Origin of the sequence: Bifidobacterium miconis, from assembly GCF_019331735.1 — a bacterium.
Taxonomy (GTDB): domain Bacteria; phylum Actinomycetota; class Actinomycetes; order Actinomycetales; family Bifidobacteriaceae; genus Bifidobacterium; species Bifidobacterium miconis.
In genome coordinates this window covers 22,088-39,747 of the sequence record NZ_JAHBBH010000012.1, presented here as the reverse complement: position 1 = coordinate 39,747, position 17,660 = coordinate 22,088, and the positions used below count along the sequence as shown (strand labels likewise).

Here is a 17,660-nt window from a genome sequence, read left to right as displayed (position 1 = left end):
TGCGGATGACGGGCTCTTCACATGTTGTTCAGATGACAGACTGAAGGCAATAAAAAAAGGATTCTTCCGTGCTACGGAAGAATCCCCTGAATGCTATCGGCGAACCGCCGGACGGCGATTCATCGAGTCGCGGCTCACTTCTGCGAAGCGGCGAGACGCTCGCGCGCTTCCTTGATTTCCTTTTCGGCCACGTCCGCACCGGTCCAGTAGTCGCCCGGCTTGACTTCCTTGCCCGGCTCGAGAGCCTTGTACTGCTCGAAGAAGTGCTTGATCTCGGCGAGGTGGTACTCGTTGACGTCCTTGACGTCCTTGATGCCGTCGTAGCGGACGTCGGCCGGCACGCACAGCACCTTGTCGTCGCCGCCCTCTTCGTCCTCCATGTGGTACAGGCCGACGGCGCGGCACTCGATGACGCAGCCCGGGAACACGGAGTTCTTGACCATCACGAGCGCGTCCAGCGGATCGCCGTCCTCGCCCAGCGTGCCCTCGATGTAGCCGTAGTCATCCGGGTAGCCCATCGCGGTGAACAGCTCGCGGTCGAGGAAGACGCGGCCGGTCTCCTGATCCACTTCGTACTTGTTCTTGGAACCGCGCGGAATCTCGACCACGACGTTGAAGGTTTCTGCCATGTTGTTCTCCTTGAGAATCGACAGTTATATTGACATGCACCACAATACCGCGTTTGCTGGATGCGGCGCGAGTCATTTCAGCTTGATTTCGGTGCCGTCCGTGCCGATGAAAGTGACGGACATGGGCGGATCGTCAAGATTCGGACCGCTGATGAGCAGGTGGGTGTCGTCGGGCAGGTCGTATCGATAAACGTAGTTGCCGCTACCCACGTCCTGATGCGGATACTGGCTGAAATCGTCCCACGATACGTTGTCGATGCCCTTGGATGAGACCACGTCGTTCACGTATCCCTCCGGCAGAGAGGGAGTGTGCGGGGCATGAAAAAAAGTGGAGACGCAGATCGCCCAGATGATCAGCACTGCCGCCGATGCCAGTGCCAGGATGGTTTTCTTATGCTTCATGGGAGGTCCTTTCCTCGGTGATTCCAGTGTATCGGTTGGAGGGGGAGGCGACTGGCCGGGCGTGGCGGAAGGAGCCGAAGAGACGGAAAAGGGCTTCCTGCATCTGCAGGAAGCCCTTTCATGTTGCCGGGGTATGCCGCTTGATGAAACCGGCTAGCGCACGACGGTGAAGATGTGCGCCACGTCGGCCCACGGGGCCAGCGAGACGAAGTTGTCCCACTTCCAGTCGAACTCGCGGCCGGTCAGCTCGTCGCGCAGATGCGCGCCTTTTGCCGGATCGACGTCGAAGTCGGTCATTTCGAAGTGCACCTCGTCCTGATGCGCGTTGTGACCGTCGAGGTTCACAACGACGATCAGCGTCTCGGCCTTGCCGGTGCCGGTCAGCTCGGCCGGCGTGTGGCGTGCGAACGCGAGGATGTTCTCGTCGTGCGTGCGCAGCAGGCTCAGATTGTGGTAGCCGAACGCGGCCTTGTGCTCGCGACGGATGCGGTTCAGGGACGTGAGCAGCTCGGCGATGCCGTACTTGTCGGCCTTGGCCCAGTCACGGACCTTGACCTCGTACTTCTCGTTGTCGATCTGCTCCTCGAATCCCGGGCGCTGCTTGTTCTCGATGAGCTCGTAGCCGTTGTAGATGCCCCAGCTCGGGGAGCCCATGGCGGCGAGTACCGCGCGCACCGCGTGGCCGGCGATGCCGTTGTCGCGGATGTAGGCGGTGAGGATGTCCGGCGTGGTCGGCCAGAACGTGTTGTGCTGGTAGTAGCCGTCGTCGCCGTTCGTCTCGAGCAGGTACTCGGACAGCTCCTCCTTGGTGTTGCGCCACGGGAAGTAGCAGTGCGACTGCGTGAAGCCCACGTAGCTGAGCGCGCGCATCATGCCCGGGCGGGTGAACGCCTCGGCGAGGAACAGCACCTCCGGATGCTTCTTGGTCACGGCCGCGATCACGTCCTGCCAGAAGCGCACCGGCTTGGTGTGCGGGTTGTCGACGCGGAAGATCGTGACTCCCGCCTCGATCCACAGGTTCATGATCCGCTCGACTTCCTTCTCGATGCCGGGCATGTCGGCGTTGAAGTCGATCGGATAGATGTCCTGATACTTCTTCGGCGGGTTCTCGGCGAACGCGATCGTGCCGTCCGGCTTGGTGCGGAACCAGTTCGGATGCGCCTTGACCCACGGGTGGTCGGGCGAGCACTGCAGCGCGAAGTCGAGCGCGATTTCGAGGCCCAGCTCGTGCGCCTTGGCGACGAGCGCCTTGAAGTCGTCCATCGTGCCGAGCAGCGGGTCGACGGTGTCGTGGCCGCCGAACGACGAGCCGATGCCGAACGGCGAGCCTGGATCGTCAGGGCCTGCGACGAGCGAGTTGTTGCGGCCCTTGCGGTTCGTCACGCCGATCGGGAAGATCGGCGGCAGGTACACGACGTCGAAGCCCTCGGCCTTCGCGCGTTCAAGACCGGACACGGCCGTCTTGAGCGTGCCCTGCACGATCTTGCCGGTCGCCTGATCGACGTACGCGCCCTCGGAACGCGGGAAGAACTGATACCATGCGGCGAAGCTGGAGGTCGGACGCTCGACCTTGAAGCGCTGCGGTTCGCTCGGCGAAATGCCGTCACGCAGCGGGTTGGTCTCGTGCAGCGCCTCGATGGCGGCGTTGTCGGCGGCGGCAAGGCGCTCCTCGGGGCTGAGCGTGCGGTCGGCGGCCGTCTTGGCGGCCTCCTTGAGCGTCTTGCGCTCCTCCGCGTTCAGCTTCGCATCCTTGTCGACGGCCCAGCGGGCGAGCAGTTCGGCGCCGGAATCCAGCGCGTTCTCCACGTCGTCGTTGACCTTGACCTTGATACGCGCGTCGTGCAGCCACGAGGCGTACGTGTCCTCCCAGCCCTCGACGGTGACCGTCCACTCGCCGAGCTGACGCTTGACGGCCGCGAATTCGGGATCCCACGGTTTGACGTCGGAACGTTCGCCGCACTTGAGTTCGGCGGACCAACGGTCGAGGCCCTTGTTCACGCAGGTCATCGGCACGCGTTCCATCTCCTTGCCGCGCGGGTTGCGCACGATCAGAGTGGCGCCGACCTTGGTGCGGCCTTCGATGAAGACCTGGGCCGTGACCTTGAACGGCTCTCCGAGCTCGACGCGGGCCGGATAGATGCCGCGCTCCTCGCCCGGGGTGATGTCCAGCACGTTGACGCGGCCGAACTGGCCGGGCTCGGTGACGGGCAGGGTCTGCGCCGGCATTTCGCCGACCGCCGTGGTGGAGGGAAGCTTGGCCGCCGCCTTGCGGGTGCGCGTGGTCTTGCCTGCGGTCGTCTTGCGGGTGCGGGTGGTTTTGGCTGCCTTCTCGGCGGAGTCAGACTTCTTCGTCGCGGGGGCGGAGGTCGTGGAGGTGCTGCTGGTGCGCTCAACTTCAGCGCTAGTCTGTGCATTTTCCATACGGCCCATTCTAGGGTGGTGCGTGTGACGTGGAACAGCGAATTTGTGCATAAAATCGCCGTTTCTGAGCTTGAATCGGTTAAATGTGGATAACTTTTCTGTGAATTTGCCGAAAGTTGTCCACAACACGCCGGCAAAGCGACCTTTCGACCACATGGTCCGGAATTCGGACGGTCGGCGGCGGGATTATGGCATGCTACTCGAACCGGCGTCCGCGTGGCTGCGGACGCGACGGCGAACGGCCGGCAACGTAGGGTCATTCGCACGACATCGCATGCCGGCGGCGGATGCGAAGCCGGCGGGAAAGGGGAGAGACATGACGGTACGCAACGGGGCACCCAAACTGATCTGCATCATCGTCGCGGCGGTGCTGGCCATGCTCGCGTTCGGTCTGACGAACCGGACGGCGCTGGCGGAACAGTCGCTCGACGATTCGCCGAGCGGCATGTACATGACCTATCCGTCGCCGGAAACCGGCAAGCCGACGGCCGTCGGCGTAATCGCGCTCGACAAGAACGGCAACTATTACTACTGCAGCGAAATCGGCGAAAACGTCGACTATGTGATCTCCGACACCACGATCGTCGACGACAGCGACGCCGCGCGCAGAGTCGCCTGGCTGATGGACCGGTATTCGACGACGGTCGGCACCGGACGGCTCGTGTTCGCCTCGATCGGCATGTTCGTGCACGATTACTTCGACGTGAACCAGGAACGGTGGCAGGCGCATCGCGCGGAGATGGTGAAGAAATACCCGCACATCGAGGAGCGGATGGAACGCCTGTGGGAGGAGGCTGGGCGCAACACGGTGTCCTCGGCGGTCGTCGAACAAACCTACGCCAAGGGCATACGTGAGGGCGACGTCATCGCGCGCATCGTCAACGGCTACGACGAGCCGGTGGCCGGCATCTCCTACACGATCACGCTGAACGGTCCGGCGGTGTTCGTGGACAACGGCGAGGCGACGATATCGGGAGTCACGGGAGACGGTCCGATAACGCACGCATGGCGCGCGACGGCCGTCGGCGAGGTGAGCGTGACCCCGACTTACGACGTGCCTGCGCTGGAGTACATGCCGGGAGCTCAGGACCTGATCAGTCTGTCCGACGAGACGACCACACGCGGCGGCGATGTGGTCCGGTTCGCCGTGCGCAGGGATTTCGAGCCGACGATCGTCACCACGACGGCGCAGGGCGCGGTCGAAGCCGGCGACTACGTGCACGATGATGTGACCGTGCTGCTCGACGGCGAACGCGGCCAATGGCTCGACGGCGAGGCGGTCAACGCGACCGGCTGGTATTTCGACGGCATTCCCGCCGCGCGCGTGGACGACGATCTTGCGCCGGATGCGGGAGAGCGCGCAGAAGCGTTCGTCAAGCGGATCGGCGAGTCCGGGTATGCCCCGGCGGGCTATGGCACGGCGACGTTCACCGGTTCCGGACAGACCGTGCGCGTGCGGGCGATGACCGAATTCGGCGGCGACGAACCGTACCGCGCCGCGGGCGACGGTCTGTTCGGCACGTGGGTGTGGGCCATCGAACGGGACGAGCAAAGCGACGCGATGCGCGAGTATCTGGAGCATGACATCGTCACGCCGTTCCTTGATCCGGCGGAAACCAATGTGAACCGGCCTGAGATCGCCGTCGAATCGACCGTCGCCGAGTCCCGGGCGACGGTGGGCGACGAGCTGAGCGACACGATCACGATCGGCGGATTCCCCGACGACCATGGATCGTTCACAGGCGACGCGGCGCTTGGATTGGGTGCGGACCGCACCCATGCGCAGGTGAGCGTATGGTGGGCCGGCGATGCGGACGATCCGTCGAAGGACGACGACTGGCGACCGTCCGGGACGCAGGTTCCGACCGAGGACGAGCATCATCGTCTGATCGGCACGTGGGACTATCCGGCCGTGAACGGACGCATCGTCGTGGGCGGCGGCCAGCCGGACGCGCACGGCGATCCGGTGCATATCGTGGCCGAAACGCACGGCTGGTACGTGTTCGTATGGAGCTTTGCCGGCGATGACCGGGTGCCGGCCGCGTCCAGCGCATACGACGACGCGTGGGAGCGCACGCGAGTCACGCCTCCCGAAGAACCCGAGACGCCTCCGGAGACGCCACCGGACGAGCCCGGGGAAGAGACTCCCCCGCCGGACGAGGAGACGCCGCCGGATGAGCCGGAGGACGACGAGCTGGTGCTGAACACGCAGGTCGATCCCGAACATGCGACGGTGGGGGAGTCGTTCCGTGATGTGGCGACGATCCGCGGCGCGCTGCCGGACGGTGCGTACGTGACGTTCAGCGCGTGGGAGGCGATTGGGGACGGCGAGTTGCCCGGACTGAACGGCAAACTGCTCGATGAGGCGAAGGTCGAGCCGATCGCGGTGTGCGCGGACGGTGCCACCGCGGACGGTGCCGATGATGCTGTCGGCGAGGCTGCGGGAGACGCCGCCGACGGTTCCGTGACGGGAGACGAAGCGACAGGCGAGAACGGACTCGATTCGTCTGACTCGTTCGGCCTTGTGGACTGCGATCGGTCGACCGTGTGGTCGGCGACCAGCCCCGCGGTCAGCTCGTCGGCCGCCGGACTCGTGCACTGGCGTGCCACCGTGTTCTCCAAGGACGGCGACGTGCTCGTCACCCATGCGCTCGGCGTCGAGGGGGAGGTCGTGACCGTGACGGAGGAACCGGAAGAGCCGGTGGAAACCGTCGAAGAGACGCCGGAGGAGCCATTGCCCTTCACCGGATCCGATTTCGGCGTCGTGCTGTCCGTGGCCTGCATCGCGTTGCTTGCCGGGCTGTCCCTGCTCGCGGCCGCCCATCGGCATCCTGCCTGATCGTGCGCCGTGGTCTGCCCGATTGCGGCGGCGGGTGGTATTCCTATGAACCCCGTTTTTTGGCCGATAATCCCTATGATCCGGTTTCCGGGCCGCTGGATGGCGAAGATAACGAAAAAGGCTGGGAACCTTGCGATTCCCAGCCTTTCGGTTGGTAGCGGGGCATGGATTTGAACCATGGACCTCTGGGTTATGAGCCCAGCGAGCTACCGAGCTGCTCCACCCCGCGACGGCTTGTCATTCAGACAGCTCAATCTAATTTACCGGTGAATGAGCATATGTCAAATCGGCGTGTCGCGATCGGAGAACGGGGAGAGAACGTGGATTGATAGCCTGTCATAACGCGGAAGAATAACGCGCCCGGCATCCCGTCGGCGGGATGTTGCCATAATAATGGGTATGCCTATCAAGATCCCCAGCGGCCTGCCGGCCCGTGCCATCCTCGAATCGGAGCGCATCTTCGCGCTCGAGAAGCCCGAAGCGGAGCGCCAGCGCGTGCGTCCGCTCAAGCTGGTGATCCTGAACCTCATGCCCAAGAAGATCGAGACGGAGACGCAGCTGCTGCGACTCATCTCGAAGTCCCCGCTGCAGGTCGAGATCGACTTCATGAAGACCTCCACGCACGAGGCCACGCATGTCTCCGCCGACCATCTGCTCAAGTTCTACGAGACGCTCGACGCGTTCAAGGACAACTACTACGACGGCTTCGTCGTCACCGGCGCGCCGGTCGAGCACATGCCGTTCGAGGAGGTCGACTACTGGGACGAGTTCAAGCGCATCCTCGACTGGGCGTCCACGCACGTGTTCTCGACCATGTACCTGTGCTGGGGCGCGATGGGCGCGCTCAACTACCGCTACGGCGTGCGCAAGATCGACTATCCGCAGAAGATCTTCGGCGTGTTCCCGCAGTACCTGCAGGACGAGTACTGTTTCCTGACGAACGGCTTCGACGAGATCGCGCTGCAGCCGCACTCGCGCCTCGCCGGCGTGAACGAGGACGACGTGCGCGCGAACCGCGACCTGCAGATCCTCACGTGGGGTCCGCAGTCCGGCCCCGGCCTGATCGCCACGCGCGATTTCTCCGAGGTGTTCGCGCTCGGCCACTGGGAGTACGGCAAGTACACGCTCGCCGAGGAGTACGAGCGCGACATGAACAAGGGCATGACGAACGTGCCGTTCCCGAAGAACTACTTCCCGCACGACGACCCGTCGCTCGAACCGCTGTTCAGCTGGCGCGCGCACGGCAACCTGCTGTGGCGCAACTGGCTGAACTGGGTGTACCAGACCACGCCGTACGACCTGACCGAAGTGCCGCAGCTGCGTCGCGAGAAGCGTCTCGGCACGGACCGTTCGATCCGTCACGAGCCGGGTTCCCCGCGCAAGGACGGGTTCGCGCCGTTCGTGCACGACGGCTACGGCGTGATCGCCAGCTGACTGCGTGCGATTGCCGCGCGTGGGCGCCGTGCGGCGGCTGCGCTGCCGGCGAGTGCGCGGCTGATGCATGCACGGCGTGAAACACGGGCCGGCTGCCGCACGTTCCGGTGTTCGTACGTGCGGATGTCCGCGGAATGGACGCATGTGTGTCCGCGGGGCGGACGTCCCGTATGTCCACGAAGTGGACGGGCGGATGACCGAGTGGCGAACTGCGGCGGCCATGCTCCATTGCCTTGACTGTGAGCGTTAACAAGACATATGACAGGCGGATGTCCGATAATCGTGCCGATGCGAAACGCCGGCGGAATGGCAGGTTTCCAACAATCGCCGGATTTGTCCGAACACGGGCTAATAATCACACACAGCCATTCGGAGTCGAATGCACAACGTCGACTCCAAGCCGCGCTGCGCAGACCCTGAAATCGGGGAGACGGAGGTAACCGGAGCGTCACATTCGCCCCACCCCTTGGGCTAAACTGACACCGGAATCAAGAAGCAGGAGGCGTGATTATGGTCGGTTCATTCGGCACCGGTATGCTGTTGGCGGCCGAGACGGGCGCGCATCTTCCGTCGGTCGATGACTTCCTTCCTCCGGAGATCCTGTTCCAGGGCACTCCGTTCGCGATCAATCGCATCATTCTCATCCGCATCGTCGCCACGATCGTGCTGCTCGCCGTGCTCGGCGTGACCGCCAGCCGCGCCAAGCTGATCCCCGGCCGCTGGCAGGGCGTCGTCGAAATGGGCCTCGACTTCGTGCGCGACAAGATCGTCTATGACATCATGGGCGAGACCCGCGGCAAGCGCTACGTGCCGATGATCACCACGCTGTTCTTCACGATCTTCGTGTTCAACCTGTGCGGCATCGTGCCGGGCATGAACATGGCCGCCACCGCGACCGTCGTCATGCCGCTCGTGTTCGCGCTGTGGACGATGGCGCAGTACTGGATCGCCGCCGCCCGCTCGCAGGGCCTCGGCCATTACCTGCGCCACGAGCTGTTCACGCCGGGCGTGCCGTGGCCTGTCTACATCCTGCTCGCGCCGATCAACATCCTCGAGCTGCTCGTCATCCGTCCGGCCTCGCTGACGATCCGACTCTTCGCGAACATGGTCTCCGGCCACCTCATGGTCGCCACCTGCCTCGCGTTCGCGCAGTACTGGATGGTCGACGCGGCCAGCAAGCTGCAGGGCGTCCCGGTGGGCGCGCTGTGGTTCGCCGGCGGCTTCGCGATGACCTGCTTCGAGGCCTTCGTCGCGTTCCTCCAGGCGTACGTGTTCGCGATCCTGTCGACCGTGTACATCAACCTGAGCTTCCCGGAGGAGTGACCCCAGCGGTCCTTCCGGGCATTCCGCACGTTCCGCGACGCGTCTCGCCAAACCGCAGTCGCAATCCGCGGAACGCAGGCGGAACCCAAGATTTATAACGTCACCTCGTACGTTAGAAAGGAAACAGAAATGGATATCATCACCCTCGCTGAGGTCGCCGGCAACCTGTCCGTCATCGGCTACGGCATCGGTACTCTGGGCCCCGGCATCGGTCTGGGCATCCTCTTCGGTAAGGCCATGGAATCCACCGCCCGCCAGCCCGAGATGTCCGGCAAGATCCAGACCATCATGTTCATCGGCCTGGCTCTGGTCGAGGTGCTGGCCCTGATCGGCTTCGTCGCCGCCCTGATCATCAAGTAAGCATCGGGCGAACGCACGAAACAACGATCCATGTCCAACAATGAAAGGAGGGCTTCATGATGACACTGGCAGAAGGCGGAATCGATCTGTTCATCCCCGAGACCTATGACATTGTGTGGTCCCTGATCATCCTTGTCATCGTTGCGCTGTTCTTCTACAAGTTCTTCCTGCCGAAGTTCAATGCGATCTTCGACGAGCGTGCGGCAAAGATCGAAGGCAACATCGCCAAGGCCGAACAGGCCAAGAAGGACGCTGACGAAGCGAAGGCCAAGTATGAGGCCCAGCTGAGCAACGCCCGCGTGGAAGCCTCCAAGATCCGCGACGACGCCCGCGCCGAAGCCTCGCACATCATCGCCGACGCCCGCTCCCGCGCCGAATCCGACGCGGCGCAGATCACCGCCAACGCGCAGCGCTCCATCGAGTCGCAGCACCGTCAGGCCATGGTCAGCCTCAAGGGCGAAGTCGGCACGCTCGCCGCTGCCCTTGCGGGCAAGATCCTCGGCTCCAAGCTCGAGGACGCGGACGTGCAGTCGAGCATGATCGACAATCTGCTCGACGAGATGGACTCCGACAAGAAGTGACGCGGTGACCGTCCGTCACGTCAGTAACGCACGTCACATACGTCACGCAACAACGCAAACGTCAAGGAAAGGGAGGTGACCAATGCGAGGAGAAGCATCGCGCATCGCCGATCGCGTCTCACGTGACTCGCTGGCACCCAAGCTGCGCGAGTCCGGTCTGGACGCATGGCGCATCGGGAACGAACTGTTCTCGCTGACCAACGTGCTCGATCACAACGTCCAGCTTGAACGCGCGCTCACCGACCCGTCGCGCCCGGTGGCGGACAAGGTCGCCGTGCTGAACACCCTGATCGGTGGTCAGGCGCATCCGATGACGATGGAGATCATGACCGATCTGGTCGGTCGCCGTTGGAGCCGCGTGTCCGACATCGCCAACGCCGTGGAGGACTTCGGCGTGGACGGCATGATGTACTACGCGGACGCCACCGGCACCACCCTGCAGGTGTCGATCGAACTGGCCGAACTGCATTCGGCGCTGATCGGCATGCCGGTCCTGCGCTCCGAGCTGTCCGACGACAGCGCGCCCGCCGAGGCCCGCACCAAGCTGCTCAACAGCCTGATCGGCTCCAGCGATCTCAACAAGGTCACCAAGCGCCTCGCCGAACACGCGACCTGCAACCTGCGCAACCGTCGCTACCTGCAGACCGTGCAGTGGCTGATCAACAAGTTCTCGCGCCACATGGGCGAGTCGATGGTCACCGTGACCACCGCCACGCCGCTCAAGCTCGAGCAGATCAAGAAGCTCACCGCGATCTACACGAAGAAGGTCGGCCGCCCGGTGCACATCAATTCGGTCGTCGATCCGTCCGTGATCGGCGGCATGCGCGTCCAGGTGGGCGACGAGGTCACCGACAACACGGTGGTCGCGCAGCTCCAGCATTTGAACCGCACCGTTCAGGCCAGCGCCTGACGACGAATATCCCGTCGAATCCGAACGTGCCCGAACACCACGGACGGCCGGCAGGATCCCACAGATTTACCAATAACAACAAGGAGTGATCATGGCAGAACTTACCATTGATCCCACCACGATACGCAAGGCGCTCGATGAGTTCGTCGAGTCGTACAAGCCGTCGGACACGCCCACCCAGGAAGTGGGCTACGTGGCCACGGCCGGCGACGGCATTGCGCACGTGACGGGACTGCCTGGTTGCATGGCCAATGAGCTGCTGACCTTCGAGGACGGCACGCTCGGCCTGGCGTTCAACCTTGACGCCCGCGAGATCGGCGTGGTTATCCTCGGCGACTTCGCAGGCATCGAGGAAGGCCAGGAGGTCCGTCGCACCGGCGAAGTGCTCTCCGTGCCTGTTGGTGACGGCTATCTCGGCCGCACCGTCGACCCGCTGGGCAACCCGATCGACGGTCTGGGCGAGATCAAGGACATCGAGGGTCGTCGTATCCTCGAGGCTCAGGCCCCCGACGTGATGCACCGTCACCCGGTCGACGAGCCTATGTCCACCGGTCTGAAGGCCATCGACGCGATGACGCCGATCGGCCGCGGCCAGCGCCAGCTCATCATCGGCGATCGTCAGACCGGCAAGACGGCCATCGCGATCGACACCATCATCAACCAGAAGAAGAACTGGGAATCCGGCGATCCGAAGAAGCAGGTCCGCTGCATCTACGTCGCCATCGGCCAGAAGGGCTCGACCATCGCTTCGGTGCGTCAGAGTCTCGAAGAGGCCGGCGCGATGGAGTACACCACCATCGTCGCCTCCCCGGCTTCCGATTCCGCCGGTTTCAAGTACATTGCCCCCTACACCGGTTCCGCCATCGGACAGCACTGGATGTACCACGGCAAGCACGTCCTCATCGTCTTCGACGATCTGTCGAAGCAGGCCGAGGCGTACCGCTCGATCTCGCTGCTGCTGCGTCGCCCGCCGGGGCGCGAGGCGTACCCGGGCGATGTGTTCTACCTGCACTCCCGTCTGCTCGAACGCTGCGCGAAGGTTTCCGATGACCTCGGCGGCGGCTCGATGACCGGCCTGCCGATCGTCGAGACCAAGGCGAACGACGTGTCCGCCTACATTCCGACCAACGTGATCTCCATCACCGACGGTCAGATCTTCCTGCAGTCCGACCTGTTCAACGCGAACCAGCGTCCGGCCGTGGACGTCGGCATCTCCGTGTCCCGAGTCGGCGGCGCGGCGCAGACCAAGGCCTTAAAGAAGGTCTCCGGCACGCTGAAGATCTCGCTGGCGCAGTACCGCTCGCTGGAGTCCTTCGCGATGTTCGCGTCCGATCTGGACGCCGCGTCCAAGGCCCAGCTGAACCGCGGCGCGCACCTGACCGAGCTCCTCAAGCAGCCGCAGTTCTCGCCGTATTCGATGGAACAGGAAGTCGTGTCCGTGTGGGCCGGCACCCATGGCAAGATGGACGATCTGCCGCTGGGTGACGTGCTGCCGTTCGAGCATGCGCTGCTCGACTGGCTCGACCACAACACCGACATCCTCACCACCATCCGTGACACCGAGAACTTCACGCCCGACACCGAAGCGGCCCTCGACAAGGCCGTGGACGAGTTCCGCGCGACCTACGTGACCAAGGCCGGCAAGCCGCTGGTCGAGAAGAAGAAGGTCTCGAAGAACCCGACGCCGGTCGAGCAGGAGAAGATCGTGGCCAAGGCCGAAAAGCCGGAGCACGATCCGAACAAGCACCCGATGGCCGGAGAAAAGAAGTAGCCCATGGGATCGCAACTCGCATTGAAGAGCAGGATCGCCTCCACGGGTTCGTTGGAGAAGATCTTCAACGCCCAGGAGATGATCGCGTCTTCGCACATTGCCAAGGCACGTGACGTTGCCCTGAACGCGAAGCCCTATGCCGATGCGATTTTCGATGCCGTGCAGGCTGTGGTAGCCCATTCGCATATCACGCATCCGATCGTCAAGAAGGAGGAGGACAACCCGAAGGTTGCCGTCCTCGCCTTGACGTCGGATCGTGGTATGGCCGGCGCGTACACGTCGTCGATCATCCGCGAGACGGAGGATCTGCTCAACCGTCTCGAAGCGGACGGCAAGCAGCCGGAGCTGTACGTATACGGCCGCCGCGGTGTCACGTACTACAAGTACCGCAACCGCGACATCGCCGATACGTGGGAGGGCGATACCGACAAGCCTGGCGTCGAAGTCGCCGAGGCGATCTCCACGGCACTGATGAACGCCTACATGAAGCCGGCCGCCGAGGGTGGAGTCTCCGAACTCTACATCGTCTACACCGAGTTCATCAACATGGTGGTTCAGAAGGTGCGCGTGCTGCGCATGCTGCCGGTCGAGGTCATCGAGGCCGAGCACGAGGCCGCTCAGCCCGGATTCGACGCGCCGAGCGATGCCGGCAAGGCCACGCCGCTGTATTCGTTCGAGCCGAGCCTTGAGGAAGTGCTGGACGCCGTGCTGCCGAAGTACATCCAGTCGCGCATCCACGAGTGCCTGCTGGAGGCCGCCGCGTCCGAGACCGCAAGCCGTCAGAACGCCATGCACACGGCCACGGAGAACGCCCGCAACCTGATCGACGATCTGACCCGCAAGCTCAATGCTTCGCGCCAGGCCTCGATCACCCAGGAACTTACCGAAATCATCGGCAGCGCCGACGCGCTGAACAACAAGGAAGAGTAGGAACATGGCTGAGAATCTTCAGACCACAGCACCTGCCGAGACGGCCGCAGAGCCGATCAATGGTCGCGTCACGCGTATCCAGGGTTCGGTCATCGACGTCGAATTCCCGGTGGGCCACCTGCCTGACATCTACAATGCACTGACCGTGCAGCTGACCAACACCGGCGCGCATGAGGAAGGCGAAACCTCCCATTCGATCACGCTGGAAGTCGAACAGCACCTCGGCGATTCGACCGTGCGTTGCGTCGCGCTCAAGCCGACCGACGGTCTGGTCCGCGGCGCGACCGTCGTCGACACGGGCGGCCCGATCTCCGTGCCGGTCGGCGACGTGACCCTCGGCCACGTGTTCGACGTGACCGGCCACGTGCTCAACAAGAAGCCCGACGAGACCATCAAGGTCACCGAGCGTTGGCCCATCCACCGCAAGCCGCCGGCATTCGACCAGCTGGAGTCCAAGACCCAGATGTTCGAGACCGGCATCAAGGTCATCGATCTGCTGACCCCGTATGTGCAGGGTGGCAAGATCGGTCTGTTCGGTGGCGCCGGCGTCGGCAAGACCGTGCTGATTCAGGAGATGATCCAGCGAGTCGCGCAGAACCACGGCGGTGTGTCCGTGTTCGCCGGCGTCGGCGAGCGTACCCGTGAGGGCAACGATCTGATCGGCGAGATGGGCGAGGCCGGCGTGCTCGAGAAGACCGCACTGGTCTTCGGCCAGATGGATGAGCAGCCGGGCACCCGTCTGCGCGTCCCGCTGACCGCACTGACGATGGCCGAGTACTTCCGCGACGTGCAGAATCAGGACGTGCTGCTGTTCATCGACAACATCTTCCGCTTCACGCAGGCCGGTTCTGAGGTGTCCACGCTGCTGGGCCGTATGCCTTCCGCCGTGGGTTACCAGCCGAACCTGGCCGACGAGATGGGTGCCCTGCAGGAGCGCATCACCTCGACGCGCGGCCACTCGATCACCTCGCTGCAGGCCATCTACGTGCCGGCCGATGATTACACCGACCCGGCCCCGGCCACGACCTTCGCCCACCTCGACGCGACCACCGAGCTTTCCCGTGACATCGCCTCGAAGGGTATTTACCCGGCCGTGGACCCGCTTTCGTCGACGTCTCGTATTCTTGACCCGCGTTACGTCGGTCAGGCCCACTACGAGTGCGCCAACCGCGTCAAGGCGATCCTGCAGCGTAACAAGGAGCTGCAGGACATCATCGCCCTGATCGGTATCGACGAGCTCTCGGAAGAGGACAAGACCACCGTCAACCGCGCCCGCCGCATCGAGCAGTTCCTCGGCCAGAACTTCTACGTGGCCGAGAAGTTCACCGGTCGCCCGGGCTCGTACGTGCCGGCCGACGAGACCATCGAAGCCTTCACGCGCATCTGCGATGGCGTGTACGACGACGTTCCGGAGCAGGCGTTCTCCGGCATCGGCGGCATCGACGACCTCGAGAAGAAGTGGCACGACATGCAGAAGGAGCTTGGTGAGTGATGGCCGGATCCTCAAAGACCTTGATGCAGGTGAATATCGTCGCCGCTGACCACCCGGTGTGGCACGGCGAGGCGAAGTCGGTGACCATCCCCGCCTCCGAAGGCGAGATGGGCATTCTGGCCGACCACGAGCCGGTGCTGACCGTCATCAAGGGCGGTTCGCTCACCGTGGTCGACCCGGCCGGCGAACGCCACGTGTTCGAGGTCACTGACGGATTCATCTCCTTCGACTCGAACAAGCTCACCGTCGCGGTCGAACGCGGTCGCGACGTGGTCCGCACCTCCGGTACGGACGTCGCCGCCGAGTAGTTTTCGCTCGGCTCGCGTATGTTGACAGCCTCCTTCGCATAATGCGGGGAGGCTGTTTTCGTCATGCGTACCGTGCAGGTGTGCAGTCGATTCGGGCGGCGGGGCGCGCCGTATGGCAGGGGACGCAGTGGCGGTTTTCGCTTGGTGGCGTGGTCTCAGGGAGCGGTATCTGCCACGCGGGTCATGCTACAGTGTTGCGACGTGCGAATTATTGTTGCTGACTGCTCCGCCGAATACTCCGGTCGTCTGACCGCCTCGCTGCCGCCGGCCAAGCGCGTGCTGCTGATCAAGGCCGACAACAGCCTGCTGATTTTCTCCGAACTCGGTTCGTACAAGCCGCTCAACTGGATGGCCGCGCCGTGCACGATCCGCGAAATCGTGCCGGATGCCGTTGCCGACGACGAGAGCGCCTCGGACGGAGCCATTGCGAGCGTTTCGGACGATGCCGATACCACGGATGCAGACGACGTCGCCCCGGTAGTCGGCAAGGACCCGTCCGAGCTCACGCCGACCAAGCTCCTGCGCGTGTCCGCGGACAAGTCGAGTGACATCCTCGAAGTCGCGCTGTACCGCGTGTATTCGGACGACACGTACGATCTGGGCGAGGATCCGGGACTCGTCAAGGACGGCGTCGAGGATCACCTGCAGCGCTATCTCGCGCAGCAGATCACGCGTATCGGCGAGGGCGCAAAGCTCGTGCGCCGCGAGTATCCGACCGCGATCGGCCCGGTCGACATCATGGCCACCGACGCGAGCGGCATGCACGTGGCGATCGAGATCAAGCGGCACGGCGGCATCGACGGCGTGGAGCAGCTGACGCGCTACTGCAAGCTGCTCAATCGCGACCCGTTGCTCGCCCCGGTGCGCGGCATCTTCGCCGCGCAGACCATCACGCCGCAGGCGCGCGTGCTGGCCGAGGACCGCGGCTTCGAGTGCCTGATCCTCGACTACGACGAGATGCGCGGCGTCGAGGACGATTCGCTGCGCCTGTTCTGAGCGTGGGCGTGCGCGGCAACCGCGCGCGAGCCCACACGAACAACCGCATCAAAAAAGGGAACCGGCCGCAAGCCGATTCCCTTTTTGCCGTTGTGCCCTCTAGCGATTGCCCGCCGGCCAGTGCCTGCCGGCCAGACACCGATCAGTACGCGGCGAGAATGTCCACCACGAACACGAGCGTCGAATTCGCCGGGATCGAGCCGGTGGCGGTGGAACCGTAGCCGAGGTCCGGAGGGATCACGATCAGCACCTGCGAGCCGACCGTCTGGCCGATCAGGCCATCCTTCCAGCCTTGGATGATCTGGCCGCTGTCGGACAGGTCCGCGTCGAAGGTCGTGTCCTTGTCCCACGAGGAGTCGAACTGGGTGCCGTCGAGCAGCCAGCCCGTGTACTTGACCTTCGCGGTCATGCTGTTGGTGAGCTTCTTGCCGGAGCCCTTGATGAGCGTCTGCGCGAGCAGCTTCTTGCCGTTGCCCTTGTACCCGTTCATCGTGATCGACGGCTTGCCGTCCTTGGCGCGCGTCACCTTCGGCAGGTTCGACGGCACGTCCGTGACCTCGTCGCCGGTGGCCTTCGTGTAGTCCTTCGACGTGGAGACGATCGTGAGCGCCATGATGTACGACGTGCCCGACGAGTTGGAGTCGTTCACGCCGAACGCGACGGTCGAGTTGACCTTCTGCTTGAGGAACAGCTCCTTGTACGCCGCGGCGAGGCTCGAGCTGGTCATGTCCCACGAGCAGTCGGGCGTGTTCTTCTCCCACGTGCTCATGAGCTGGGAGCCGTCCTTGACGTTGATCGCGATGCCTTGCACGCACACGCGGTCGTCGGCCTCGACGGTCTTGCCGTTGCCCTCCTGCAGCACCGCATAGGAGTTGTTCGCGACGGTCATCGGCGTGCTCGCGAGCTTGATGGTCGGCTTCTTGCCGAGCTCGCCCGTGGCCGTGACGCCGGAGATCTGGTCGAGGTCCTTGAGCGAGGACGTGTCGCCGGACGACGAAGACGACGAGTCCTTGGAGGACGAATCGGAGGAGGAAGACGAGGACGAGCCGTTCGAGGAGTCCTTGGACGACGAGTTGGACGAGCCGCACGCGCCGAACGCCAGGCACAGGCCCAGCGCGCACACGCCGGCCAGAACGTTGCGGAAATGCTTGGATGTTGTCGTATTGCGCATAGGCACCACCCTAGCGCCAAACCTTGATTTGCCGCGCGTTCAGCCGCATCCCCACACTCTTCACGAGCAGGATTGTAGAATGGTCTGGATATG

The 17,660-nt window shown here is 63.8% G+C and carries 15 protein-coding genes and 1 tRNA gene; 11 read left to right on the top strand and 5 right to left on the bottom strand.

What is annotated here, in order from left to right:
* Positions 1-134: 134 nt before the first annotated feature.
* From KIH79_RS05700 to KIH79_RS05690, 3 genes are all read right to left on the bottom strand, one after another.
* Entirely contained in the window at positions 135-629 is a 495-nt protein-coding gene (locus KIH79_RS05700) for an inorganic diphosphatase (protein ID WP_033493367.1), read from the bottom strand.
* Positions 630-701: 72 nt separating this feature from the next.
* On the bottom strand, positions 702-1,031 hold the full coding sequence (locus KIH79_RS05695) for a hypothetical protein (RefSeq protein WP_219058523.1): 330 nt from the start codon (positions 1,029-1,031) through the stop codon (positions 702-704).
* A 153-nt stretch (positions 1,032-1,184) separates the two neighbouring features.
* A complete protein-coding gene (locus KIH79_RS05690) occupies positions 1,185-3,452 on the bottom strand; it encodes an alpha-1,4-glucan--maltose-1-phosphate maltosyltransferase (RefSeq protein WP_420829357.1) in 2,268 nt (755 codons plus the stop codon).
* A 316-nt stretch (positions 3,453-3,768) separates the two neighbouring features.
* Here KIH79_RS05690 and KIH79_RS05685 point away from each other — a divergent pair, with 316 nt between their 5' ends.
* Positions 3,769-6,291, top strand: coding sequence for a peptidase (locus KIH79_RS05685; protein ID WP_219058521.1), 2,523 nt, complete (start codon positions 3,769-3,771; stop codon positions 6,289-6,291).
* A gap of 152 nt (positions 6,292-6,443) precedes the next feature.
* On the opposite strand, the gene KIH79_RS05680 is transcribed toward KIH79_RS05685, so the two are convergent.
* A tRNA-Met gene (locus KIH79_RS05680) sits at positions 6,444-6,520 on the bottom strand.
* 170 nt (positions 6,521-6,690) lie between these two features.
* Here KIH79_RS05680 and KIH79_RS05675 point away from each other — a divergent pair.
* The 10 genes from KIH79_RS05675 (at position 6,691) to nucS (ending at position 16,396) form a co-directional block, all read left to right on the top strand.
* Complete coding sequence (locus KIH79_RS05675) at positions 6,691-7,725, top strand: homoserine O-succinyltransferase (RefSeq protein WP_219058520.1); 1,035 nt, start codon at positions 6,691-6,693, stop codon at positions 7,723-7,725.
* A gap of 510 nt (positions 7,726-8,235) precedes the next feature.
* Positions 8,236-9,048, top strand: coding sequence for a F0F1 ATP synthase subunit A (gene atpB / locus KIH79_RS05670; protein WP_219058519.1), 813 nt, complete (start codon positions 8,236-8,238; stop codon positions 9,046-9,048).
* 129 nt (positions 9,049-9,177) lie between these two features.
* Positions 9,178-9,408 carry an ATP synthase F0 subunit C gene (gene atpE / locus KIH79_RS05665; protein WP_033493409.1) on the top strand — a complete coding sequence of 77 codons (231 nt, stop codon included), beginning with the start codon at positions 9,178-9,180 and terminating at the stop codon, positions 9,406-9,408.
* A 59-nt stretch (positions 9,409-9,467) separates the two neighbouring features.
* Positions 9,468-9,989: a F0F1 ATP synthase subunit B gene (locus tag KIH79_RS05660; RefSeq protein ID WP_219058550.1), complete on the top strand. Its 522-nt coding sequence runs from the start codon at positions 9,468-9,470 to the stop codon at positions 9,987-9,989.
* 82 nt (positions 9,990-10,071) lie between these two features.
* Positions 10,072-10,899: a F0F1 ATP synthase subunit delta gene (locus tag KIH79_RS05655; protein WP_219058518.1), complete on the top strand. Its 828-nt coding sequence runs from the start codon at positions 10,072-10,074 to the stop codon at positions 10,897-10,899.
* A gap of 91 nt (positions 10,900-10,990) precedes the next feature.
* Positions 10,991-12,670 carry a F0F1 ATP synthase subunit alpha gene (gene atpA, locus KIH79_RS05650; protein ID WP_219058517.1) on the top strand — a complete coding sequence of 560 codons (1,680 nt, stop codon included), beginning with the start codon at positions 10,991-10,993 and terminating at the stop codon, positions 12,668-12,670.
* Between the two features lie 3 nt (positions 12,671-12,673).
* Entirely contained in the window at positions 12,674-13,600 is a 927-nt protein-coding gene (locus tag KIH79_RS05645) for a F0F1 ATP synthase subunit gamma (RefSeq protein ID WP_033493416.1), read from the top strand.
* Between the two features lie 4 nt (positions 13,601-13,604).
* A complete protein-coding gene (gene atpD, locus KIH79_RS05640) occupies positions 13,605-15,092 on the top strand; it encodes a F0F1 ATP synthase subunit beta (RefSeq protein ID WP_219058516.1) in 1,488 nt (495 codons plus the stop codon).
* Positions 15,092-15,400: a F0F1 ATP synthase subunit epsilon gene (locus tag KIH79_RS05635; RefSeq protein ID WP_219058515.1), complete on the top strand. Its 309-nt coding sequence runs from the start codon at positions 15,092-15,094 to the stop codon at positions 15,398-15,400. Before atpD ends, KIH79_RS05635 begins: the two co-directional genes overlap by 1 nt.
* Positions 15,401-15,601: 201 nt before the next feature.
* Positions 15,602-16,396, top strand: a complete 795-nt coding sequence (gene nucS / locus KIH79_RS05630) for an endonuclease NucS (protein ID WP_219058514.1) — start codon at positions 15,602-15,604, stop codon at positions 16,394-16,396.
* A gap of 142 nt (positions 16,397-16,538) precedes the next feature.
* Here the strand turns inward: nucS and KIH79_RS05625 are convergent, their stop codons facing one another.
* The gene (locus KIH79_RS05625; RefSeq protein ID WP_219058513.1) at positions 16,539-17,567 is read right to left on the bottom strand and encodes an FKBP-type peptidyl-prolyl cis-trans isomerase; all 1,029 of its coding nucleotides are present in this window, start codon (positions 17,565-17,567) and stop codon (positions 16,539-16,541) included.
* Positions 17,568-17,660 lie beyond the last annotated feature (93 nt).